We start from the raw sequence: 23690 nt of genomic DNA, 5'->3' as shown, positions 1-23690 counted from the left end.
GTGATTGCGGATGATAGCTTGTGTTCTTCCCTCAAGAACAGTAATGATATTGAGCTGATCAAAATCTTGTGCGATAAAACTCATCTTTCCCTTGGTAAAGGCATACTCGTCCCAAGACATAATCTCTGGAAGACAAGAAAAATCATGCTTAAAGTGAAAGTCATTGAGCTTACGAATGACAGTTGAAGTTGAAATGGATAGCTGATGTGCAATATCAGTCATAGAAGTCTTTTCAATTAACTTTTGAGCAATCTTTTGGTTGATAATACGAGGAATTTGATGATTCTTCTTGACGAGAGAGGTTTCGGCGACCATCATTTTCGAGCAATGATAGCACTTGAATCGACGCTTTTTCAGAAGAATTCTGGTAGGCATACCAGTCGTTTCGAGGTAAGGAATCTTAGAATGTTTTTGAAAGTCATATTTCTTCATTTGACTTCCGCAATCAGGGCAAGATGGGGCGTCGTAGTCCAGTTTAGCGATGATTTCTTTGTAGGTATTCATATTGATGATGTCTAGAATCTGGATATTAGGGTCTTTGATATCGAGCAGTTTTGTGATAAAATGTAATTGTTCCATAGGATTCTTTCTAATGAGTTGTTTGATCGCTTTTCATTATAGGTCATATGGGACTTTTTTTCTACACAAAAATAGGCTCCATAAGATCCATAGGGGATTTACCCACTACAAATATTATAGAGCCGGTTTTTTTGTTCGGCATTAAAAATCTCATCTACAATTTTTACAATTCAAAAAGTGAGCCATCAGTTTGGCTCACTTCTTTTTTTCCATCCTTAGTTACGGTAAAAATGACTGTCTTTGTATTTTGGTGATTGGCCAATTGCCAAGACGTATTGGCTTCTATCCTTACCTGTCAATTCATTTTGGACTCCAGCTGAGGTAAAAATCAGACGCGCACCCTCTCCACCATCGTGCGTATTGCTCGAGATAACTAACTTTTAACGCATATCATTCAAGACAATAGACAAAGCAACTGGTGCCCATTTTGTGAAAACTTATTTTGAATACAGAGCATTTAAGTACCGGCCTCTACGCTACTATTGGTGGTGTTCATCCCAACTCGATAATTTATTCGCTATCCATTAAAGATTCCTAACTTAAGCAGTCACCCAGAATCGTCTAGATTTCTTTTCCAACCACTTCAAGTTAGTTAAAAACTAATCTATTCAATAAATACATTAATAATTTTTAAATAGAACTAATTTAAATATCTAGAATAAAATCTTGATTCATTCTATATATATCAAGCTTCATCTTCTTTTTTGCGTTTCGCAACCAAAGCTAGACCTACAAGACCAAGTGCAGCACCAAGTACAGCAATTTCAGATTTAGATTGTTCACCAGTGTTTGGCAACTCAGGACCTTTAGGTTTTTCTGGTGTTGGTGGTGTTACTGGTGTTGGTGGTGTTGGCGGTGTTGGTGGTGTTGGTGGTGTTGGCGGTGTTGGCGGTGTTGGCGGTGTTACCTTGTTGTTAAACTCAGTATCTTCAGGCATTTGTGAAGTAAGAGTCAACACTTTACCATCCTTAGTTACAGTAACTCCAACAGTCGCTACCATCTTATCGTACTCAATTCCAGCCTCTGTACCTTTCACTTCTTCTACGTGATAGATATATGTACCTTCTTGACCACGTTTGAACTCAAGAGCTGAGAACTTGATCTTACCTTCAGCATCATTGCTTACGGTTTCAATCACGTTACCATCTTTGTCTTTCAATACGAAGCTGAATTCACCAGCTTTCAACGCACGACCATCAAGTTTCTTAGTAAAATTAAACTGTGCTTTAACTGGAGCTACAACGTAGTTATTGAAAATTGTGTCATCTGCACCAGTTGCTTCACCTCCCGATGCAGTCATTTCAGTCTTAGCACTTAAAAGACCTGTAGTAATATCTTTAGTAACAGTAACTTTAACTGCGATAGTCATACTATCATAATCAATGTCTGTATCTGTTCCAGCTACTTCACGAACGGTGTAAGTATGGGTTCCTTCTTTGTCATATGAAATGGCATCAAATTGGATGTTCCCATTAACGTCATTCTTCTTCGTTTGAATGGCAGTGCCATTTTCAAGCAATTCAAAGGTGAAGGCATCGGCTTCAAGAGCTTTTCCTTCCAATTTCTTAGTAAAATTGAATTGGGCACTTGTCGCTGCTGGTGTGAAGGTGTTGTTGAACTCGGTATCTGTTGGAAGGGCTTTGGTTGCTGTAAGGGTATGACCTGCTTTCGTTACAGTCACTGTAACCTCTGCCTTCATTGGATCATAAGTCATTCCTGCTTCTGAACCAGCGACTTCTTCTACTGTATACTTATGAACACCTACTTCCTTGTTCTTGTAAGTAAGCGCATCGAATGAAACTTTACCATCGGCGTCATTCTTCTTCGTTTGAAGAACCGTACCATTCTCATCTTTCAAGACGAAGCTGAACTCACCATCTTTAAGAGTACGGCCTGCAAGAGCCTTACTAAAGTCGAATTGTGCTTTAACTGGAGCTACAACGTAGTTATTGAAAATTGTGTCATCTGCACCAGTTGCTTCACCTCCCGATGCAGTCATTTCAGTCTTAGCACTTAAAAGACCTGTAGTAATATCTTTAGTAACAGTAACTTTAACTGCGATAGTCATACTATCATAATCAATGTCTGTATCTGTTCCAGCTACTTCACGAACGGTGTAAGTATGGGTTCCTTCTTTGTCATATGAAATGGCATCAAATTGGATGTTCCCATTAACGTCATTCTTCTTCGTTTGAATGGCAGTGCCATTTTCAAGCAATTCAAAGGTGAAGGCATCGGCTTCAAGAGCTTTTCCTTCCAATTTCTTAGTAAAATTGAATTGGGCACTTGTCGCTGCTGGTGTGAAGGTGTTGTTGAACTCGGTATCTGTTGGAAGGGCTTTGGTTGCTGTAAGGGTATGACCTGCTTTCGTTACAGTCACTGTAACCTCTGCCTTCATTGGATCATAAGTCATTCCTGCTTCTGAACCAGCGACTTCTTCTACTGTATACTTATGAACACCTACTTCCTTGTTCTTGTAAGTAAGCGCATCGAATGAAACTTTACCATCGGCGTCATTCTTCTTCGTTTGAAGAACCGTACCATTCTCATCTTTCAAGACGAAGCTGAACTCACCATCTTTAAGAGTACGTCCTGCAAGAGCCTTACTAAAGTCAAATTGGGCTGTGACTGGGGCTACTGCATAGTTGTTAAATTCGCTATCAGCTGGCATTGTGACATTTGCTGTCAAGATACCTGTGGCTGCGTCTTTTGTGACCTTAACTGTCACTTCAGCGTTCATAGTATCGTAGTCAATATCTGTATCTGCGCCTGCCACTTCACGAACAGTGTAGGTATGTGTACCTTCTTTATCATATGAAATAGCGTCAAATTGGATCGTGCCGTCTGCCGCATTCTTCTTCGTTTGAAGCACTTGACCGTTTTCAAGCAACTCGAAGCTGAAAGCATCTGCCTCTAGGGCTTTGCCTTCAAGTTTCTTCGTGAACTTGAATTGGGCACTGGTTGCTGCTGGGGTGAACGTATTATTGAACTCTGTATCTGTTGGAAGAGCTTTGGTCGCTGTAAGGGTATGACTATCTTTCGTGACAGTAACTGTTACCTCTGCCTTCATTGGGTCATAGGTCATTCCTGCTTCTGAGCCAGCCTCTTCTTCTACCGTATACTTATGAACACCTACTTCCTTGTTCTTGTAAGTGATCACATCGAATGCAACTTTACCATCGCCATCATTCTTCTTCGTTTGAAGAACCGTACCATTCTCATCTTTCAAGACAAAGCTGAATTCACCATCTTTAAGAGTACGGCCTGCAAGAGCCTTACTAAAGTCGAATTGTGCAGTGACTGGGGCTACAATGTAGTTATTGAAAGTTGTATCATCTGTACCAGTTGCTTCACCACCTGTTGATATCATTTCGGTTTGGGCAGTTAACAAACCAGAATCTTCATCTTTTGTTACAGTCACCTTCACTGCGATAGTCATATCATCGTAGTCTACATCAGCCTTATCACCCTTCACTTCTTTAACAGTGTAGTTGTATACACCCACTTGATCAAACGACAATTCGTTGAAGTTAATCTTCCCATCAGCCTTGTTAGTCACCGTTTCATTAACATTGTTATCACCAATCAATGTAAAACTGAAATCCCCTGCATTTAAATTACCGTTCGAAAGCGCTTTATTGAATTCCAGATTTACTTTAACAGGAGATGATTTAAAGGTATTGTTGAACTCGGTATCAGTTGGCATAGTTGTTTGAGCTACATAGGAATCTCCACTAGCGCTTACCGTGATAATCACATCAGCTTTCATTTTATCGTAAGTCATACCAGTTTCAGAACCCGCCACTTCTTCAACCGTATAATGATAAGTTCCTGCAGAGTTGAACAACTGCGGAATAAAGGTTATATGTCCAAAACTATCATTTTTCTGAGTATCAACTACTTGACCCGTCTGATCAATTAAATTAAAGGTGAATTCACCAGCTTTTAACTTTCTTCCTTCAAGACTTTTTGTAAATGATAAATCGACTCTTGCTGGTTGTTTTGCTTTTGATGCTGAACCAGAACCACCCGCCTTAAATGCAAAAGTTGCTTGATAAGCTTGTTCCTCACCATTATTGTAAGTTATTTTGATGTTATTACCATGTTTTTCTTGTAATTCCTCATTGGTATTTGGTACCTTTTTCAATCTCGTCATATAACGAATGTAAATAAGTTCATTTAATCGCGCTATCTTGAAAGAAAAGCCAGTTGGACTTTCTTTTATATTTTCTAATAACTGAATAGCATTCCCTTTGGAAATCCACGGAGAAATCGACTGAACTCTTTCAGCTCTAAGAGCTTTTCCATTCCATAAATCTACATGATCTGAAGGAATAGATGCTGCACGACCTAAACGCCATGTTTCTTTCGTTTCTGCATCAAATTCGTCCAAAATAGGATCTCCATCTTGAACCAATTCTTGATCATCCGGAAGCGTATCAATTAATTGGTAATTTGTCAAAACCTGAGGAGCTACTAGACTACCTGAATTTAGACGAATGGTCCATTTGATTAGTTCAGGATGACCAATTACTGCCTCACCGTATTTTGTGACCTTGGTCTTTTCAACCGGTACAGGAGCACTCTCCGGTCCTACTGTTACTGTAATCTTTCGTCCGCTGAAATTAAGTTCCGTTGGTACATTTGGTTTAACATATGATTTCCAACCAGTACTAAATGTTAATGTGAATTGTTTAGCAACCTTGTTTTTCTCGAAATAGTCTGTAAAAGTGGTTATCACTTTGTTACTAACTGAATTAAGAAGAACATTACCAATCACTTCTCCACTGGGACCAGTTACATCATAATGTAGGCTCGTAGGAATTCTAATTTCATCTGGAATATCAACAACGACCTTATCATTTTGTTTAATTTCTAGCTCATCGGGTATTTCCATATGAATGATAGTTTCTGTTGGAGCATATAAACTATTTCCATTTGGAAAATTGACTTCAACATCTGGATTTTGTACAGTAATCGTATCACCTGTTTTAACGTAGGTTGTTTCACTACCTGAAGAAGGCGTCTCCCTTTTAGTTCGTCTTAATTTTTCTGTAGATTGCGTCTCCGTCTTTATCTCACTATCTACATTTTCAGGATCTTCTGTAAACTTTTTAGACGATGTAGAATTCAACTCAGTAGGAGCAACACTATTATTAGTAGTAATTACAGCTTCATTTGGTTGATTTTCATCCTTCTTTAATGTTGATATCTCATTTCGTTCAAGGTCATACTCTTTATTTTTATCTCCCTGATTTTCTGCTGTAACAATTGAGGTTTCTGTATTTGTAAGAGCCTTTACCTCATCCGCACAAACATTTCCTCCAGCAAATACCAGCGTTGACAATAAAACGGAAGCAACACCAACAGTATATTTCCGGATCGAGAAACGTTCCTTTGATTCATAAAAGTTATTTTTCATCTATATTCTCCTGTTTTTATAGCTGCATTTCATTTTGATTATAACATTATTAGATTTATGATGCGATTTTTTTCTTATTTATTTGTTTTTAATTTATTCGAATAATTTAAAAATCTCTGGAAACATTCTAGTCAACAATTAATATTTATTTAAAAATTTATTCAAATGATTTTTCAAATTCTATAGTCAAGTTACATTCTCTGTCCTATATTTGCCCCACTCTGAAATAGTTGCACTCAAGGTAATCTCAATTGTTCTATTATTAGAATCCGTTAGAAAAACTTTGAAACAGGACTTCAGAATGTAGACCAATCCCATCCAGTAATTAAAGAATTTTCTTTTTGGAGGTAGCAAAAACCTTAGAAATACTGAAGTATTTTTAAGAGTTTTTATCTAGTAAAATAAAAAGAATGAAGAAAATAGTCCAAAATGGACTTTTTCTTCATTCTTAAGCTCTGAATTTGGCTTCTTTGATATCATCCTTATTATCTTTCACTTTAAAGTGGACTTGTTCATTATCCAACTTAAACGTCGTATAAACTCGAATGATTTAAAATGTATGCTTCGAAAACATAAAAAAAGCAAGGGCGATTACGCACCCTTACTTCCTGTTCTCATGCTTAGTTACGGTAAAAATGACTATCTTTGTCGCTTGGTGATTGTCCGATTGCTAAGACATCTTGACTACCATCCGTACCAGTTAATTCATTTGCTACACCTGCTGGTGTAAAGATGAGGCGTGCACCTTCTCCACCATCGACAAGATGGATTCCTGTCGAATAGTAGCCATCTTTTTCCTCTACTTGGCCCATTTCATACTGGAAGGTTCCTTTTGAACTTTGAATGGTCACGATTCCATCCGTTGTAACTGTCGCTGTTGTTCCTGCATAGTTTTCCCAAGTCCCAAGGAATTTTGCGTAAGCTTCTGGAGATTTTTTCTTCTCTTCCTTCTTATCCGTTTGAGTGCTTGCGGAACTTGATGGGCTCGTCTCAGACTTATGCTCCTCTTTTTGACTAGCTTCTGTTTTACTTGATGACTCCTTGGTTACTTTAGAGGATGAAACCTCTTTGCTTGAAGATGCTGTAGTTTTTTCAGCATTTCCTCCACAAGCAGCAAGTGTCACCGCAGCCAACAAGGCAAGAGCTGAAAGACTGGTATAGCGCAATGTTTTTTTCATGATAATCTCCTTTTAAAATGATGATACAGTCTCATCTGCATCTAAACTAGCTAGCCTGAAATTACATATATTTTTGACGGCTAACCTGTAGTTTTCAGTGTATCATTTATTTCCATATAATTCAATAGTTATTTGACACCAAAAAAGGCTAATCCAATCAGGAATTAGCCCTTCTATTTTTAATAGATAAACATGGCATCACCAAAGCTAAAGAAACGATATTTTTGGTCAATAGCATGCTGGTAGGCTTCAAGGACCAATTCACGGCCTGCAAAAGCAGAAACGAGCATGACCAAGGTAGACTTAGGCAAATGGAAATTAGTAGAAAAAGCATCCACAACCTTCCAGTCATAACCTGGCTTGATAAAGATATTGGTCCAACCAGAGTCTGCTTGGATTTGACCGTCAAACTTGCTTCCGATGGTCTCTAGTGTACGGATAGAGGTTGTCCCCACAGCAATGACACGGCCACCATTATCTTTGACCTGACGCAAGGTCGCTGCAGCTTCTTCAGACAATTGATAAAACTCTGAGTGCATCTCGTGTTCATCCAGGTTATCTACCGAAACAGGTCTAAAGGTTCCAAGACCAACATGCAAGGTCAAGTAAACTAGGTGAACCCCTTTTTGCTGGATCTCTTCTAGTAATTCCTTGGTAAAATGTAGGCCTGCAGTTGGGGCAGCGGCTGAGCCACTTTCCTTGGCATAGACTGACTGGTACCGTTCACGGTCATCCAACTTTTCATGGATATAAGGAGGCAGCGGCATTTCTCCAAGGCTTTCAAGCACTTCTAGGAAAATACCCTCATACTCAAAACGGACAATACGGCCACCATGGGTTAATTCCTCGGTCACGACTGCGCTGAGGCGACCATCACCAAAGATAACTCGGGCACCGACCTTGAGACGTTTGGCTGGTTTCGCCAAGACTTCCCATTCGTCTCCAGCTGTATTTTTCAAGAGCAAGAGTTCAACGTGTCCACCTGTTTCTTCCTTTTGACCATGAAGACGAGCTGGTAAAACGCGGGTATCATTCATAACTAGGGCGTCACCTGGCTCTAGCATCTCGATAATAGAGTGAAAATGGCGATCTTGAAATTCTCCTGTTTTGCGATTGACCATCAAAAGCTTAGAAGCATCGCGCTTTTCCAAAGGAGTTTGAGCAATTAGCTCCTCTGGCAAGTGGAAATCAAAATCATTGGTATTCATTGGTGTCATTTTTCCTTTTCTTTTCTAATATACTTATGATTAGCTATCAAAACGAACTTCTTCAAGCAAATACTCGATGAAGCGTTCACCCATCTTGGATAAGCTTGTCTTTTCATGCTGGATATAAACCAGCTCAATGGGATCATCAATATCAAGTGGAATCGAGACGATATTGTCTCCATTAAGATTACTATTGAGGATACCAGTCGCGATGGTATAGCCGTCCAAACCAATCAAGAGATTGAACAAGGTCGCACGGTCACTAACCACGATGGATTTCTTGTGGTGTTCCTGTGACAAAATCTCTTCTGAGAAATAGAAGGAATTATGGGTTCCTTGGTCATAGCTCAAGTATGGGAAGTCTTCTAGGTCTGCCAACTGCACCTTGTCTTTTTGGGCAAGTGGGTTGGACTTGCTGACAAAGATATGAGGTTGGGCTGTAAAGAGATGGTGGGCAACCAGATGGTTATCATCCAACATCTTAGAAAGGACATCACGGTTATAGCTATTTAAAAAGAGGACTCCGACTTCACTGCGGAAGTTCTTGACGTCGTCAATGATTTCCCAGGTTCTGGTTTCACGCAAAAAAAGCTCGTACTTTTCCATATCGCTCTTTTTGAGCAAGGAAACAAAGGCATTTACCACAAAAGCATAGTGTTGCGAAGACACACTAAAAAGCTCGCGATGAGCGATAGGGTTTTTATAACGTTCTTCTAGAAGTTGAGTTTGCTCAACAACCTGACGAGCATAAGATAGAAATTCCATTCCATCACGTGTAAGGGTGATTCCCTTAGGATTTCGGATAAAAATCTCAATCCCCATCTCATTTTCTAGATCACGAACCGCATTTGATAGACTAGGCTGCGTAATGAAGAGTTGCTTGGCAGCCTCATTCATCGAACCAGTCTCTACAATTTTGATAATATAGTGTAATTGTTGAATTCTCATGCTTTTATTGTACCATACTTGAGGCAATATAAAAAGAACCAGTCACTGAAAGCTCTGTGGCTAAGCTTAGATGAATGCTTTCAAATGACTTTATCTAGCGACCTAAAAAGAGAGAGTGGGACAGAAATCGGTAATTCGTTAGAATTCGATTTCGTCGTCCCACCTCCGCACAATTGAGTAGGGCTGTAAAAGCTGATGAAATCAGCGTAGTAGAGGCCACTCAACCACTGCGTCTTGATCGACAATCCAAAGACAATTGAGAGGCTAGGACTTTTGTCCCAGCCTCTCTCTTATTCTTTAGAGTTAATCTGCCTTCTAAAGCGAAACTTAGCTTCCTCTTTCCCAGAAGATGGCTAGTAAAATCATGGCCCCAAGAACTGATGGGATAATGGCTGTACCGCTTAGGCTTGGTCCCCAAGAACCAAAGAGTAATTGTCCTAGAAAGGCACCAATCCAGCCGAGGAACATTTTCCCGAAGCATCCCATACGTTCGCCACGATTGGTGATAGCTCCTGCTAGTAGTCCGATTAAAAGTCCGACAAACATACTTCCAAGCATAGATTCTCCTTAAATTGCCCAATCTCCATTGCGGAAAAGTGGTACGCGCGTTCCATCCTCACGGATACCATCGATATCCATTTGATTAGAACCAATCATAAAGTCAACGTGAACATCTGAACGGTTAAGTCCTGCAGCTTCAAGCTCTTCTTCGCTCATCTCTGCTCCACCAACAACGCTAGTTGCGTAAGCGGCACCGATAGCCAAGTGGTTCGAAGCATTTTCGTCGAAAAGAGTGTTAAAGAAGGTAATCCCTGACTGGGAAATTGGACTTGGATCTGGTACCAAGGCACATTCACCCAAGGCACGCGCACCAGCATTCTTAAAGACAAGGTCCTTCATAACCTGGTCACCCTTTTCAGCAGTAATATCAACGATTTGACCATTTTCAAAGGTTACTTTGATGCCTTCGATGATGTTTCCATTGTAGCTGAGTGGTTTTGTAGACGTTACATAACCATCTGCGCGACGGAAATCAGGAGCTGTAAAGACTTCTTCTGTTGGCATATTTGGCAAAAATCCTTCACCTTGGGCATTGATCGCTCCAGCTGATTCCCAGACGTGGTTCTTAGGCAAGCCAAGTGTCAAATCTGTTCCAGGCGCTGTATAGTGAAGGGCTGAGAATTGTTCTTTGTTCAGCATTTCCGCCTTGCTCTTCAAGATAGCTGCATGTTCTTCCCAAGCCTTAACTGGATCTTCCTCGTAGATACGGCAAGTCTTGAAGATTTGGTCCCAAAGGAGGTCCACTGCCTCTTCATCGCTCGCTGCATTTGGAAAGACCTTCTTAGCCCACTCAAGTCCAGCTGCGGCAGCTACAGTCCAGCTAACCTTGTTGGATTGAGTTGCGATACGCATTGGCTTCATAGCAATTCCCATAGCTTTAGCAGAAGCAGAGAGCTTTTCAGCGTCCACTCCGTTCAAGGCACCTGGGTCTGAAGAACGGACACCAAGACGACTTGCTTTGTTTTCAAGGAGGTAGTTCATCTCAGCAATCTTGTATTCGGGAACATTGTCCAAACGTTCTAGTGGCGCGTGAAGGAATTTCTCACGATTTACAAAGTCGTCAGCCCATTGAACGATAACTTCGTGTGCTCCAAGTGCATAAGCTTCTTTGACAATTAAATGCGCCAACTCACGTTGCTCCACATCGATAGAAAGAGCCAAGGTATGACCCGGTTGTACATTCACTCCGTTTGCAACCAACAACTTAGCATATTTTTCTAGATTTTCTTTAAAATTTGGTAAAACCATTCTTGTTTTCTCTTTTCTATTTTTATTTTTCTTTCAAAGCAGAAAATATTCCTGCCAAAGCAATAGCACCTGACAAGAGTACTGTCGATAGAAGAATTGTCTGACCAGCAAGATCTAATTGATATTCAAAAACCTTTTGAGCAGTCTTGTCTTCCGCAAAAATTCTGAGTTTCATGAAATGTCCTTTCTTATTCTTCGTACTCTCCTAGATAGAGACGTTGAGCCTCTGGGCTGTTAGTGAGGATATCTACATAAGTTTCATAGTCATCAAGCAGGGGCTTTCCCAAAGAGATATCTTGTTCTGGATTTATATTTTTCCCATAAAGATAGCAAAGGTAGAGACGCTCATTGAGTGTTGGAAATACTTCAATGGACATGTGTTCAGCCTGACCTACTCGTTCCCAATCCTGTTCTTTGATATCTGGTATGATATAAGCTCGGAAGAGGCCCATAAGTGGATTATCCTCCGGTTGACCACTGTCCTTATCCGCTAGAACTAAAGAACAGCGTCGACCAAAACCAGCTACTTGGCGCTCCCGTCCCTTTACCGAAACAGTAATAGGATGCCCTCCAATATGACTATAGATCCATTCTTTGGGTAGTCCATAATCTAACAGGGGGTTAATTTCTTTGACGATCGCTACAGGACTATAGCGTAGAAACTGACGAGTAACTGCTTTACAAAAAAGGATATCCTCCTCTTTCAAGGTCACTCCCTTCCAGTTATTTTCTTCGTTAAAATGGTTGAAAAATACCAGATAGGGATCACGCACCATTTGTGCTAATACGTAAACGCCATTTCGCAAGCGTATGGAAATAACTTTCCCTGGTTTCCAAGGTGTTGCTCTTTTTTGCTTTACCATCATTAACAAACTCAAATCTACATAAGACATTTCAAACTATTAAAACAAATCATCAAACAGACTCAACTGGTTATCCTCTGGCATATTGCCGAGAATCCCCATTTCATCCATCTTTTCAACCAAGGTTGATGAGAGTCCACCACGCTTGCGAAGTTCTGTTTTAGAGAGGAACTCACCTTCTTGACGAGCACGAACCAATTGCTTAGCAACGTTCTCCCCTAGACCATCCATAGCGACAAACGGTGGGATGAGGGTGTCTCCATCGATGATGAATTCAGTTGCATCACTACGATAGAGGTCCAACTTCCCAAATTTGAAGCCACGTTCCCACATCTCATTGACGATTTCAAGCGTTGTATAGAGGTCGATTTCCACGTTGGAAGCTTCATTGTTCTTGCGCTTTTCAGCAATTTCTTGCATCTTGCGTTTGATAGCATCCAAGCCTGCACCCATGGTCTTGATATCAAAGGCCTTGGCACGGATGGAGAAGTAAGCACAGTAGTAATAAATCGGATGGTGAACCTTGAAGTAGGCTACACGCAAGGCCATCATAACGTAGGCAGCCGCGTGGGCTTTAGGGAACATGTACTTAATTTTTCCACAAGATTCGATATACCACTCAGGCACATTGTTGGCCTTCATGGCTTCGATATAACCATTGCGCTCTTCTTCAGAGATTTTGAGCCACAAGCCCTTACGCACTCGCTCCATGATGGTAAAGGCCATCTTTGGATCTAGACCAGCGTGCATGAGGTAAACCATGATGTCATCCCGACATCCGATAACGGTTGACAGATCCGCAATTCCTGCCTTAATCAAGTCCTGGGCATTTCCCAACCATACGTCGGTACCGTGAGACAGACCAGAAAGCTGTAGCAACTCCGCAAAGGTCGTCGGATGGGTTTCATCCACCATTCCGCGAACAAAGTTGGTTCCAAATTCTGGAATACCAAGCATGCCAGTTGAAGTCCCGATTTGCTCAGGGGTCACTCCCAGGATATCTGTCCCCGAGAAGAGAGCCATGATACCTGGGTCGTCCATCGGAATATCGTTTGGATCAATGCCTGACAAGTCCTGCAGTTTCCGAATCATGGTAGGATCATCATGACCAAGGACATCGAGCTTGAGGACGTTCTCGTCGATATCGTGGAAGTTAAAGTGAGTAGTCTGCCATTCAGCGGTCACATCATCTGCTGGATATTGAACCGGTGTAAAGTCATAGACGTCCATATAGTTTGGAATAACAACGATTCCCCCTGGGTGCTGACCGGTCGTCCGTTTAACACCAGCAGCTCCTTGGGCTAGGCGCTCTACTTCAGCTTCACGGTAGAACTTGCCATAGTCACGCTCATAACCCTTGACAAATCCATAGGCCGTCTTAGCAGCCACCGTACCTACCGTTCCTGCACGGAAGGCATATTCTTCCCCAAAGATATCACGAACATCCAAGTGGGCGCTCGGCTGATCCTCACCTGAGAAGTTCAAATCGATATCGGGTACCTTGTCCCCATCAAAACCAAGGAAGGTCTCGAAAGGAATATCCTGTCCGTTCTTGCTAAGCTTGTGACCACAGTTTGGACAGTCTTTATTTGGCATATCAAAACCTGAACCGTAGGAACCATCCGTGATAAACTCACTGTATTGACACTGACCACAGACATAGTGAGGCGAGAGAGGATTGACCTCGGTAATTCCAATCATGGTCGCAACGAAACTAGATCCAACAGACCCACGGGAACCAACCAAGTAACCTCGTTCGTTGGAACGGTGTACTAGCATCTGTGAAGCCAGATAAATCACGGCGAAACCATTCCCTAGGATAGAAGTCAATTCCTTTTCAATCCGTAAATCAACGATATCTGGCAGTGGATTTCCATAAATTTCAAAAGCTTTTTTATAGGTTAATTCAGCAACTGTTTCTTCAGCTTTGTCAATGAAAGGTGTGTACAAATCACCCTTTACAACCTCCACAGGTTCAAAGATTTCTGCCAAGGCATTGGTATTTTCAATGACAATCTTGCGAGCCAAATCTTCCCCTAGAAAGGCAAATTCATCCAACATTTCATTGGTTGTTCTAAAATGCGCCTTGGGTAGCGGAGCTGGTTGAGCAGCTTCTCCATGACCGATCGTTCGGTTAATCATCGCCCCCTGACCTAGACTGCGGACGATGATTTCTCGATAAATTTCATCCTCGGGTTCGAGATAGTGGACATTTCCTGTCGCAAGAACTGGCTTGTCTAGACGATCTCCAACCTCTATCAAGCTCTTGATGATGGTTTGGAGTTCCTCCATGTCCTTGACCTGCTCTTTGGTAATCAGAGGTGCATAGATAGCCGGGGGCATCACCTCGATAAAGTCGTAGTATTTAGCAACTTCGACCGCTGCATCAACACCTTGTGATACGACTGCATCAAAGACTTCCCCTTCTGTACAAGCGGAGCCCAAGATTAAACCTTCTCGATGAGCATCTAGCACCGTACGTGGAATTCGTGGAACTCCTTCAAAATACTGGGTATTTGAGAGAGAAACCAGTTTAAAGATATTTTTCAAGCCCACTTGATTTTTCACATAGATGGTCGCATGCTTGACGCGAGCTTTTTTATAAGAATCTGGACTGATTAAATCAAGGTTTAATCGTGCCAAATCTGTCACACCGTGTTTTTCTGCTACTTCCTTAATAAAGATAAAGAGCAAACGGCCAGTTGCTTCCGCATCGTAGTTGGCCATGTGGTGGTGTTCTAGGGCAACACCAAAACGTTTAGTCAAAGGTCCTAGACCATGACGTTTATACTCAGGATAGAGATTTCTTGCGAATTCTAGCGTATCGATGACGGGCTGAGTGATTTTTGGCAAGCCATGACGTTCATAGTTGGCATTCATAAAGCCAACGTCAAAGGTTGCATTGTGGGCTACAAGAACGGTATCCTTACAAAACTCTTGGAATTCTTTCAGAACTTGAACCAAGGGTTTGGCATTTTTCACATGCTCATCCGTAATTCCTGTCAATTCAGTAGTAAAGGCTGATAAGGGGTGACCAGGATTGATAAATTCATCAAATTCAGCTACGATATTGCCCTTATACATCTTGGAAGCTGCGACCTGAATCAAGTCATTATAGATAGCTGAAAGTCCAGTCGTTTCCACGTCAAAGACTACATAGGTTGCTTCAGACAAATCCATCTCAACTTCATTATAGACGATAGGTACACGGTCTTCAACGATATTAGCTTCCATCCCATAGATCAGCTGGATGCCTGCTTTCTTAGCAGCCTTATAGCCATGAGGGAAGGATTGAACATTTCCGTGGTCCGTGATTGCTACCGCTTTATGACCCCATTTAGCTGCTTTCGCAACGAGTTCTTCAACTTCAGGTAGAGCATCCATGGTCGACATATTGGTATGGGCATGAAACTCAACACGACGCTCTCCCTCTGGCATCAAGTCTTTACGCTCATAGTGGACAACTTCCTGAACATCCTGTACATTCATGGTCAAGTCTCGCGTGAAATTATTGACCTCAACATTCCCACGAACACGGAGCCAAGAATTTTTCTTGATCATGTCAAACTTCAGAGCTTCTTCTTCGTTCTTGACCCATTTTTGCATAGAGAAGCTAGAAGTGTAGTCTGTCATCTTGAAGTTAATCAAAACACGACCTGTTCTAGTCACCTTCTGCTCGACATCAAAGACAACTCCTTCAAAAACCAGACGATTTTCCTCAGTATTAACCTCAATCATAGGAGTAATCTCTGCCTTGTCTAGTTTTGGCTTGGCAGCTGCTTTCTTGGCTTGGAAGTCAAAGACAGGCTTATCCTCTACTGGAGGTGGTGGCGCCATCTGTTCTAACTGTTCCATAGCACGAAGTGTTTCTTCATTGGCAGCTTGGATAATCATTTGATTTTCCGTCTGAAAGGCCTCTCGCTCTTCCCTCGTGAGCTCTTCATTTTTTTCTAAAATGCAGGATAATTTAGGAAAGCCAAAAAGTTCCAACTGTTTGCTAAGATTTGGCAGATGATTTTTTCTAAAATGCTCTGTATCTGCCGCTTCAGAAGCTTCAATGATTAACTGGTCATTTTCAAAGCGAACCTGAAAATTCTGATATATAGAACGAAAACCTTGACTAGCGCAAGGACCATCCGAAAAAGCCTCTCGATAGTAGGCTTGTAAAAGTTCTCTAGAAAATTCCTGATTTCGCGTTTTTATCTCAAAACTAGCCTGATTTCCTGTTTTTGAGAATTCTTCTTTCAAGCCTCTTTTCAACTCTAGGAAAAGTTCAAAAGGCAAGATATTTTCAAAAACAAAATGAAACTCCCAAACTTTGCTTCGTTTATGAACAATAACTTGTTCTATTTCAGCCTGAGAGAAGGCCTCATGATTTCTCATTTCAGCGGGTATTCCCAACTGATTCATTAAAATTTCAAAAGTGGTTGACATCCATTTTCCTCACAATATACTCCTTCTATTTTACCATATTTGAGGCACTTTTACCTATTTCTACCAAACAGAAAAAGAAGCCACAAAGTGACTTCTTTTAAAGTGACGGTGAATTATTCTTCACCTTTGTTTTTCTTAATGATTTCTTCTTGTACTGACTTAGGTACATCTTCGTAGTGGTCGAATACCATCATGAATGTACCACGTCCTTGTGATGCAGAACGAAGAACTGTTGCGTAACCGAACATTTCAGCAAGTGGAACGTAAGCACGAACGATTTGGCTGTTACCATGTGCTTCCATACCATCTACACGTCCACGACGAGCAGTTACGTGACCCATAACATCACCAAGGTTTTCTTCTGGAACAGTGATTGTTACAAGCATCATTGGTTCAAGGATAGCTGGTTGTGCAGTCTTAGCAGCTTCTTTAAGTGCAAGAGATGCAGCGATCTTGAAGGCAGTTTCAGATGAGTCGACATCGTGGTATGAACCATCGTAAAGCTTAGCTTTAACGTCAACCATTGGGTAACCAGCAAGAACACCGTTAGCCATAGATTCTACCAAACCTTTTTCAACCGCTGGGATAAATTCACGAGGAACCACACCACCGACGATTGCGTTTTCGAATTCGAATCCTTTTCCTTCTTCGTTTGGAGTAAATTCAATCCATACATCACCGAACTGACCTTTACCACCAGACTGACGTTTGAAGAATCCACGTGCTTGAGTAGGAGCACGGAATGTTTCACGGTAAGATACTTGAGGAGCACCTACGTTCGCTTCAACTTTGAACTCACGACGCATACGGTCAACAAGGACGTCAAGGTGAAGCTCACCCATACCAGAGATAACTGTTTCACCAGTTTCAACGTTAGTTTCAACGCGGAATGTTGGATCTTCTTCAGCCAATTTTTGAAGGGCGATACCCATCTTATCTTGGTCTGCTTTAGATTTAGGCTCAACCATCAATTGGATAACTGGTTCTGGAACGTTGATTGACTCAAGGATGATTTTAGCTTTTTCATCTGTCAATGAGTCACCAGTTGTAGTATCTTTCAAACCAACGGCAGCAGCGATATCACCTGAGTAAACAGTGTCGATTTCTTGACGGCTGTTAGCGTGCATTTGAAGGATACGTCCGATACGTTCACGTTTACCTTTAGAAGTGTTCAATACGTAAGAACCTGATTGAAGAACACCTGAGTAAACACGGAAGAATGTCAAACGACCTACGAATGGGTCAGTCATGATCTTGAAGGCAAGAGCTGCAAATGGCTCTTCGTCAGATGCAGGACGAGTTTCTTCTTCATCTGTATCTGGGTTGATACCTTTGATCGCTGGGATGTCAAGCGGGCTTGGAAGGTAGTCGATAACCGCATCAAGCATCAATTGAACACCTTTGTTCTTGAAGGCAGAACCACACAATACTGGGAAGAATTCAACGTTGATAGTTGCTTTACGGATACCAGCTTTCAATTCTTCGTTAGTGATTTCTTCACCTTCGAGGTATTTCATCATCAATTCTTCGTCAGTTTCAGCAACTGCTTCGATCAATTTTTCACGGTATTCTTGAGCTTGGTCAAGGTATTCAGCTGGAATGTCTTCTTCAAGGATATCTGTACCAAGGTCGTTAGTATAGATTTCAGCCTTCATCTTGATCAAGTCGATGATTCCACGGAAGTCATCTTCAGAACCGATTGGCAATTGAATTGGGTGTGCGTTAGCTTGAAGACGATCGTGAAGTGTGCTTACTGAGTAAAGGAAGTCAGCACCGATTTTGTCCATTTTGTTGGCAAATACGATACGTGGAACTCCGTACTCAGTTGCTTGACGCCAAACTGTTTCAGTTTGAGGCTCAACACCTGATTGTGAGTCAAGAACTGTAACCGCACCGTCCAATACACGAAGAGAACGTTGTACTTCGATTGTGAAGTCCACGTGTCCTGGTGTGTCGATGATATTTACGCGGTGGTTGTTCCATTGAGCTGTTGTCGCAGCAGATGTGATAGTGATACCACGTTCTTGCTCTTGCTCCATCCAGTCCATTTGTGACGCACCTTCGTGAGTTTCACCGATTTTGTGGATTTTACCAGTGTAGTAAAGGATACGCTCAGTAGTAGTTGTTTTACCAGCATCGACGTGAGCCATGATACCGATATTACGAGTTTTTTCAAGTGAAAATTCGCGTGCCATGAGGTTTGTTTCTCCTATATTTTTTTATTTCTATTCTATTATAACACGATTTAATAAAAACGGATAGGCAGGACCTACCCGTTCTCAATGTTTATCTTGTTATTGTTGGTTTCAACTTACGAAATGGTAAGTTGAGTTATAGCTAAGAGCTGACCGAGCTAAATTGAACCCGGGCTAAAGTTAATTAGCCGATTTGAGCCGGAACGGGATGCTGTGTGAAAAAGATAAACTTCCTTGTATTCATCGAATACTGCGTTAGTTTCCTATTTTCACTTTGCATCCTTGCCGTTCCTAGCATCATGATTTTACCAACGGAAGTGTGCGAAGGCACGGTTAGCTTCAGCCATACGGTGAGTGTCTTCACGTTTCTTAACTGCTGCACCAGTGTTGTTAGCAGCATCCAAGATTTCTTTTGCAAGACGGTCTTGCATTGTGTGTTCACCACGAAGGCGAGCGATTGTTACCAACCAACGAAGTCCAAGTGTTGTACGACGTTCTGGACGAACTTCAACTGGGACTTGGTAGTTAGAACCACCAACACGACGTGCACGTACTTCAAGTACAGGCATGATGTTTTCCATAGCTGTTTCAAATACTTCAAGTGCATCGTTACCAGTAACTTCTTTGATTTGTTCAAAAGCACCGTAAACGATTGAAGCAGCTGTACCACGTTTACCGTCAAGCATAACGCGGTTGATAAGACGAGTAACTAATTGTGAATTGTAAAGCGGATCTGGCAATACGTCACGTTTTGGAGCTCTATTTTTACGACTCATTTCTCTTTATCCCCTTTCCTTATGCTTTTTTCGGACGTTTAGTACCGTATTTAGAACGGCCTTGTTTACGATCGTTAACACCTGCAGTATCAAGTGCACCACGGACGATATGGTAACGTACCCCTGGAAGGTCTTTTACACGTCCACCGCGAAGAAGCACCACGCTGTGCTCTTGCAAGTTGTGTCCGATACCTGGGATGTAGGCAGTAACTTCGATAAGGTTGCTCAAACGTACACGAGCAAATTTACGAAGGGCAGAGTTAGGTTTTTTAGGTGTCATTGTTCCAACACGAGTTGCAACACCACGTTTTTGTGGTGAAGAAACGTTTGTTTGAACTTTTTTATGACTGTTGTAACCAACGTTCAAAGCTGGTGATTTAGATTTTTCTACTTTTGATTTACGCGGTTTGCGAACCAATTGGTTAATTGTAGGCATCTACATTCTCCTGTGTTTTTTTATTTTTGGTGATGATACACTTGGTGACAGCTATCATCTGTGTGTACTTTTGCAACATTTGTCAGCACGTCCCTGTACACTCTTGAGAGACCAAAAGTAAAAAGTACCGTCTATTATTGTACCACGTTTTTTCTATTTTTGTCAATATATTTCTTCTTATTTTTTGACTTCTTTACTCTAAAAATTCTATGAAAACGGTCACCTACCAGATAGGCTCTTCAACCGACCACATAGACAAAGCTTCTTGTAATTGCCAAGAAAATGGTGTTTAATAGATTTGTAAATAAGAGATCTCTATTACAATTTTACAAAGGAGAAAATATGAAAGTCAGACTTGACATTGATCAACAATATGCAGAAGAACAAATCATCATAGAGGCACCATCTTTGTCCACTAGAGTTCAAAAAGTTCAAGGATTTGTTCAATCACTGGATCAAAAAGAAACGCTTAAAGGAAAATTCCAAGACCAGGTCTACTTGATTCAGATTAGTAAGATTCAACGTATATATATTGAAAATCGCAAAGTCTTAGCTGAAACTGATGGTCGAACCTACACTCTAGACATTCGCCTTTACCAAGCGAGTGAAATTCTACCTATTTCCTTTATCCAAATTTCCCAATCGGAAATTGTCAACATTGATGCTATCAGTCATCTAAAACTAACCTCTAACGGCTTGATTGAAATCTATCTTAAAAACGACAGTTTCACTTACTCATCTCGCCGTTACCTCAAAGCTATTAAGGAGAAATTAGAACTATGAAAAAACAAATTTTCCACGATGCCACAACTGGTATCCTCATCGGCCTCATCCTATCCATTATCTTTTCTTTCATCTATTCGCCAAGCAACTATGCACCACTTAGCCCCAACTCTTTGATTGGCCAATTCATGACCCAACATCAGGTGCATGGATCACTCGTCTTACTTTACTGTCTGATTATCTGGGCAGCTATCGGTGTTCTCTTTAGTTTTGGAGGTCGTCTCTTTGCCCAAGACTGGAGCCTCCTTCGAGCTACTGTCACTCACTTCTTCCTTATGTTGCTAGGTTTTGTTCCTCTAGCAATCCTAGCCGGTTGGTTCCCTCTTCACTGGACTTTCATCCTTCAGCTCATCCCAGAGTTTGCAATCGTCTACCTCATCATCTGGACGATTCTTTATAAAAGAGAATCAAAGAAGGTTGCCCACATCAACCAACTATTGGCTCAGAAAAAATAATACAACAGAAACCCACTCAGTCTTTTGAGTGGGTTTTGACTTATAATTTTTGCTTCCATTCTAACAAAAGATTCATAGCTTGCATCGGTGTCATATTGTACACATCTACTTTAGCCAATTCTGCTAGAATAGGATTTTCTTCCGCCGAGTCAAATAGGGAAATTTGTTCAGAGACTGTATTCGTTTGTCTCATTGGAGCAGGACTCTCTGTTCCCTGGCTCTCTAATTGAGTTAAAATCGCATCTGCCCTTGCTAGTAAGTCTGCTGGTAAACCTGCAATCTTAGCAACATGAATACCGTACGATTTGTCTGCTGGACCTGGTTCAATCTTATGAAGGAAGGTAACCTGGCCGTTTTGCTCTAGCGTAGCCACGTGAACATTAACTAGATGTTCAAGACTAGCTTCCAGGCTGGTTAATTCATGGTAGTGAGTCGCAAAAAGAGTCTTGGCTCCGATATGCTCATGGATGTACTCGATAATAGACTGGGCTAGAGCCATACCATCATAAGTTGCGGTTCCACGGCCTAGCTCATCAAAAAGAATGAGAGAATGCTCAGTCGCATGAGAAATGGCATTATTAGCTTCCATCATCTCGACCATAAAGGTAGATTGGCCTGAAACCAAGTCATCTGCTGCCCCGATACGGGTAAAAATTGCATCAAAGATTGGCAAGTGAGCACGTTCTGCCGGCACATAAGACCCTATCTGGGCCATGACTGCTGTCATAGCTAGCTGACGCATATAGGTTGACTTCCCGCTCATATTAGGCCCTGTAATCAGCTGGATGCTAGCATCTTCACCCATTTGGATACTATTGGGAATATAGGTTTGGGCTCCCATGACCTTCTCAACGACAGCGTGACGACCTTTTTGAATGTCAATTCGCGAATCCTGACCAAACTCTGGACGGATCAAGTGCTGATTTTCTGCTACTACCGCTAGTCCTTGTAAGACATCGACAGTAGCGATTCCTTGGGCCAGGGCTTGTAGACGTTGAATATACTTACCAACTTCTTCACGGATACGCATAAAGATTTCATATTCAAGGCTGGCTGACTTCTCACGCGCCTCTAGCATTTCTCCCTCGATACGCGCCAGCTCCTCTGTCCCAAAACGCTCTGAATTTTTTAGCGTAGCCTTACGGAAAAAGTGGGCTGGTACATTACCTAGCTGCGAGTTTGTGACATGGAAATAGTAGCCATCCTTTTTATTGTAATCAATCTTGAGCGTGCTGATGCCAGAGTTTTCTCTTTCCTTGGCTTCAATTTCAGCAATCCAGCTAGTTCCTTCTCTCAGTACCCGACGATACTTGTCTAAGGTCTCATCAAAGCCCGTTCGAATAATACCACCTTCGGTAATCACGTGAGGAGCCTCAGGAGCAATGGCTGCGCTAATCAAACTTTCCAACTCAGGGATAGCATCTAGTTGTTCAATCAGATAGGCAAGCGCTGGTTGCTGCATTCCCTCCAAGATTGCGCGAATCCGAGGAACGCTCCCCAAGGTAGTCGCTAGCTGCAAGAGGTCTTTAGGATTGCTTTTCCCAAAAGAGACTCGACTTGCCAGGCGTTCGATATCGTAGACTCCCTTGAGGCTTTCCGTCAAATCACTACGTTCAAAGAAATAATCCAGAAAGACTTGCACAACCTCCTGACGTTCAAGGATACGTTCCTTATCAATCAAGGGACGATGGATCCAAGAGCGTAGGAGACGCATCCCCATGGCAGTCTTGGTTTCATCTAACAACCAGAAAAGACTCCCTTGTTTCTTGCCAGAACGAGCATTTTCTACTAGATCTAAACTAGCCTTGGTCGCATAATCCATCTGCAAAAAATCCTTAATTTCATAGCGAACAACTGGCTTCAAGTGGTTGAGTTCTCTCATCTGAGTCCGATGGACATACTGGAGAAGCTTACTGCTGGCAGCCTGTTCAACAGGTGCCAAGCGTGGATCCAGTAGATGGATGTCTTCAAATGATTCTTGCTCATAGGAAAGTACCAAATTCATTTGACGTCTGAGAATCTGTTCTTCCTCTTCAGTTAAGGCATAGCCGATGACGACTTCTCTTGCCTTAAGATTTCGAATTTCACCACAGACCAGGGTAAAATCCAATAAACCTGTCACATAGAAATCACCCGTCACTAGATCCATATAGGCCAAACCAAATTGCTGACCGTCACGGTCGATGGCCACCAAAAAGTTGTTTTGGCTATCTGGTTTACTACTATCAACGACTGTACCTGGTGTAATCACCTGCACAACCTCACGCTTAACAACCCCTACTGCCTGCTTAGGATCCTCCATCTGCTCAGCAATGGCAACCTTGTAGCCACGCTCAACTAGGACATCAATATACTGTTGCGCTGAATGATAGGGAACTCCAGCCATGGGAATAGGATTTTCAGCATTCTTATTGCGACTGGTTAGTGAAATTTCTAGTATCTGGGCAGCATTGACTGCATCTTCGTAAAATAACTCATAAAAATCACCCATACGAAAGAGCAAAAAAGCATCTGGATATTGTTTTTTGATATCCACATACTGTTGCATGCCTGGTGATAATTTTTCTGTCGTCATCCATTCTCTCCTTGTTAAAAATAGTCTTG

At 41.7% G+C, this 23690-nt stretch carries 16 protein-coding genes; 2 read left to right on the top strand and 14 right to left on the bottom strand.

What is annotated here, in order from left to right:
• The 13 genes from TZ96_RS04685 to rpsL all read right to left on the bottom strand — a co-directional run.
• Positions 1-579, bottom strand: a 579-nt coding sequence (locus TZ96_RS04685) for an ISL3 family transposase (RefSeq protein WP_045762794.1), incomplete at its 3' end; no start/stop codon positions are given.
• Positions 580-1264: 685 nt separating this feature from the next.
• Entirely contained in the window at positions 1265-6001 is a 4737-nt protein-coding gene (locus TZ96_RS04680) for a YSIRK signal domain/LPXTG anchor domain surface protein (RefSeq protein WP_045763103.1), read from the bottom strand.
• 620 nt (positions 6002-6621) lie between these two features.
• On the bottom strand, positions 6622-7179 hold the full coding sequence (locus TZ96_RS04675) for a hypothetical protein (protein ID WP_045763102.1): 558 nt from the start codon (positions 7177-7179) through the stop codon (positions 6622-6624).
• 179 nt (positions 7180-7358) lie between these two features.
• Positions 7359-8387: a tRNA preQ1(34) S-adenosylmethionine ribosyltransferase-isomerase QueA gene (queA, locus tag TZ96_RS04670; protein WP_045763111.1), complete on the bottom strand. Its 1029-nt coding sequence runs from the start codon at positions 8385-8387 to the stop codon at positions 7359-7361.
• Between the two features lie 39 nt (positions 8388-8426).
• A complete protein-coding gene (locus TZ96_RS04665; RefSeq protein ID WP_045763101.1) occupies positions 8427-9335 on the bottom strand; it encodes a LysR family transcriptional regulator in 909 nt (302 codons plus the stop codon).
• A gap of 327 nt (positions 9336-9662) precedes the next feature.
• Positions 9663-9893 (bottom strand): GlsB/YeaQ/YmgE family stress response membrane protein, encoded by a 231-nt coding sequence (locus TZ96_RS04660; protein WP_045763100.1) that lies wholly within the window; start codon positions 9891-9893, stop codon positions 9663-9665.
• A 9-nt stretch (positions 9894-9902) separates the two neighbouring features.
• Positions 9903-11144 (bottom strand): aminopeptidase, encoded by a 1242-nt coding sequence (locus tag TZ96_RS04655; RefSeq protein WP_045763099.1) that lies wholly within the window; start codon positions 11142-11144, stop codon positions 9903-9905.
• A gap of 22 nt (positions 11145-11166) precedes the next feature.
• On the bottom strand, positions 11167-11319 hold the full coding sequence (locus TZ96_RS10645; protein WP_045763098.1) for a hypothetical protein: 153 nt from the start codon (positions 11317-11319) through the stop codon (positions 11167-11169).
• A gap of 13 nt (positions 11320-11332) precedes the next feature.
• Positions 11333-12010, bottom strand: coding sequence for a hypothetical protein (locus TZ96_RS04645; RefSeq protein WP_045763097.1), 678 nt, complete (start codon positions 12008-12010; stop codon positions 11333-11335).
• Between the two features lie 36 nt (positions 12011-12046).
• On the bottom strand, positions 12047-16441 hold the full coding sequence (locus TZ96_RS04640) for a PolC-type DNA polymerase III (RefSeq protein ID WP_045763096.1): 4395 nt from the start codon (positions 16439-16441) through the stop codon (positions 12047-12049).
• A gap of 113 nt (positions 16442-16554) precedes the next feature.
• On the bottom strand, positions 16555-18636 hold the full coding sequence (gene fusA / locus TZ96_RS04635) for an elongation factor G (protein WP_045763095.1): 2082 nt from the start codon (positions 18634-18636) through the stop codon (positions 16555-16557).
• Positions 18637-18941: 305 nt separating this feature from the next.
• Positions 18942-19412, bottom strand: coding sequence for a 30S ribosomal protein S7 (rpsG, locus tag TZ96_RS04630; RefSeq protein ID WP_000087876.1), 471 nt, complete (start codon positions 19410-19412; stop codon positions 18942-18944).
• 19 nt (positions 19413-19431) lie between these two features.
• Positions 19432-19848, bottom strand: coding sequence for a 30S ribosomal protein S12 (rpsL, locus tag TZ96_RS04625; RefSeq protein ID WP_001142333.1), 417 nt, complete (start codon positions 19846-19848; stop codon positions 19432-19434).
• A gap of 342 nt (positions 19849-20190) precedes the next feature.
• Between rpsL and TZ96_RS04620 the strand changes: the two genes are divergently transcribed.
• Complete coding sequence (locus tag TZ96_RS04620; protein ID WP_045763094.1) at positions 20191-20631, top strand: LytTR family DNA-binding domain-containing protein; 441 nt, start codon at positions 20191-20193, stop codon at positions 20629-20631.
• Positions 20628-21086 (top strand): DUF3021 domain-containing protein, encoded by a 459-nt coding sequence (locus TZ96_RS04615; RefSeq protein WP_045763093.1) that lies wholly within the window; start codon positions 20628-20630, stop codon positions 21084-21086. Before TZ96_RS04620 ends, TZ96_RS04615 begins: the two co-directional genes overlap by 4 nt.
• 40 nt (positions 21087-21126) lie before the next feature.
• Here the strand turns inward: TZ96_RS04615 and mutS are convergent, their stop codons facing one another.
• The gene (mutS, locus tag TZ96_RS04610; protein WP_045763092.1) at positions 21127-23661 is read right to left on the bottom strand and encodes a DNA mismatch repair protein MutS; all 2535 of its coding nucleotides are present in this window, start codon (positions 23659-23661) and stop codon (positions 21127-21129) included.
• Between the last annotated feature and the right edge of the window lie 29 nt (positions 23662-23690).

It is taken from the genome of Streptococcus infantis (assembly GCF_000963255.1).
In the GTDB taxonomy this organism is placed as follows: Bacteria; Bacillota; Bacilli; order Lactobacillales; family Streptococcaceae; genus Streptococcus; species Streptococcus nidrosiense.
Note: the sequence above shows the minus strand (reverse complement) of the source record. Positions and strands in the feature narration are given on the sequence as shown.

Excerpts from the sequence above, each read along its gene's own strand:
- TZ96_RS04620 (WP_045763094.1), top strand. The coding sequence starts at position 20,191 with ATGAAAGTCAGACTTGACATTGATCAACAATATGCAGAAGAACAAATC.
- TZ96_RS04640 (WP_045763096.1), bottom strand. The coding sequence starts at position 16,441 with ATGTCAACCACTTTTGAAATTTTAATGAATCAGTTGGGAATACCCGCT.
- fusA (WP_045763095.1), bottom strand. The coding sequence starts at position 18,636 with ATGGCACGCGAATTTTCACTTGAAAAAACTCGTAATATCGGTATCATG.
- TZ96_RS04680 (WP_045763103.1), bottom strand. The coding sequence starts at position 6,001 with ATGAAAAATAACTTTTATGAATCAAAGGAACGTTTCTCGATCCGGAAA.
- rpsG (WP_000087876.1), bottom strand. The coding sequence starts at position 19,412 with ATGAGTCGTAAAAATAGAGCTCCAAAACGTGACGTATTGCCAGATCCG.
- TZ96_RS04675 (WP_045763102.1), bottom strand. The coding sequence starts at position 7,179 with ATGAAAAAAACATTGCGCTATACCAGTCTTTCAGCTCTTGCCTTGTTG.
- rpsL (WP_001142333.1), bottom strand. The coding sequence starts at position 19,848 with ATGCCTACAATTAACCAATTGGTTCGCAAACCGCGTAAATCAAAAGTA.
- TZ96_RS04645 (WP_045763097.1), bottom strand. The coding sequence starts at position 12,010 with ATGATGGTAAAGCAAAAAAGAGCAACACCTTGGAAACCAGGGAAAGTT.
- TZ96_RS10645 (WP_045763098.1), bottom strand. The coding sequence starts at position 11,319 with ATGAAACTCAGAATTTTTGCGGAAGACAAGACTGCTCAAAAGGTTTTT.
- TZ96_RS04660 (WP_045763100.1), bottom strand. The coding sequence starts at position 9,893 with ATGCTTGGAAGTATGTTTGTCGGACTTTTAATCGGACTACTAGCAGGA.
- queA (WP_045763111.1), bottom strand. The coding sequence starts at position 8,387 with ATGAATACCAATGATTTTGATTTCCACTTGCCAGAGGAGCTAATTGCT.
- TZ96_RS04655 (WP_045763099.1), bottom strand. The coding sequence starts at position 11,144 with ATGGTTTTACCAAATTTTAAAGAAAATCTAGAAAAATATGCTAAGTTG.
- TZ96_RS04615 (WP_045763093.1), top strand. The coding sequence starts at position 20,628 with ATGAAAAAACAAATTTTCCACGATGCCACAACTGGTATCCTCATCGGC.
- TZ96_RS04665 (WP_045763101.1), bottom strand. The coding sequence starts at position 9,335 with ATGAGAATTCAACAATTACACTATATTATCAAAATTGTAGAGACTGGT.
- mutS (WP_045763092.1), bottom strand. The coding sequence starts at position 23,661 with ATGACGACAGAAAAATTATCACCAGGCATGCAACAGTATGTGGATATC.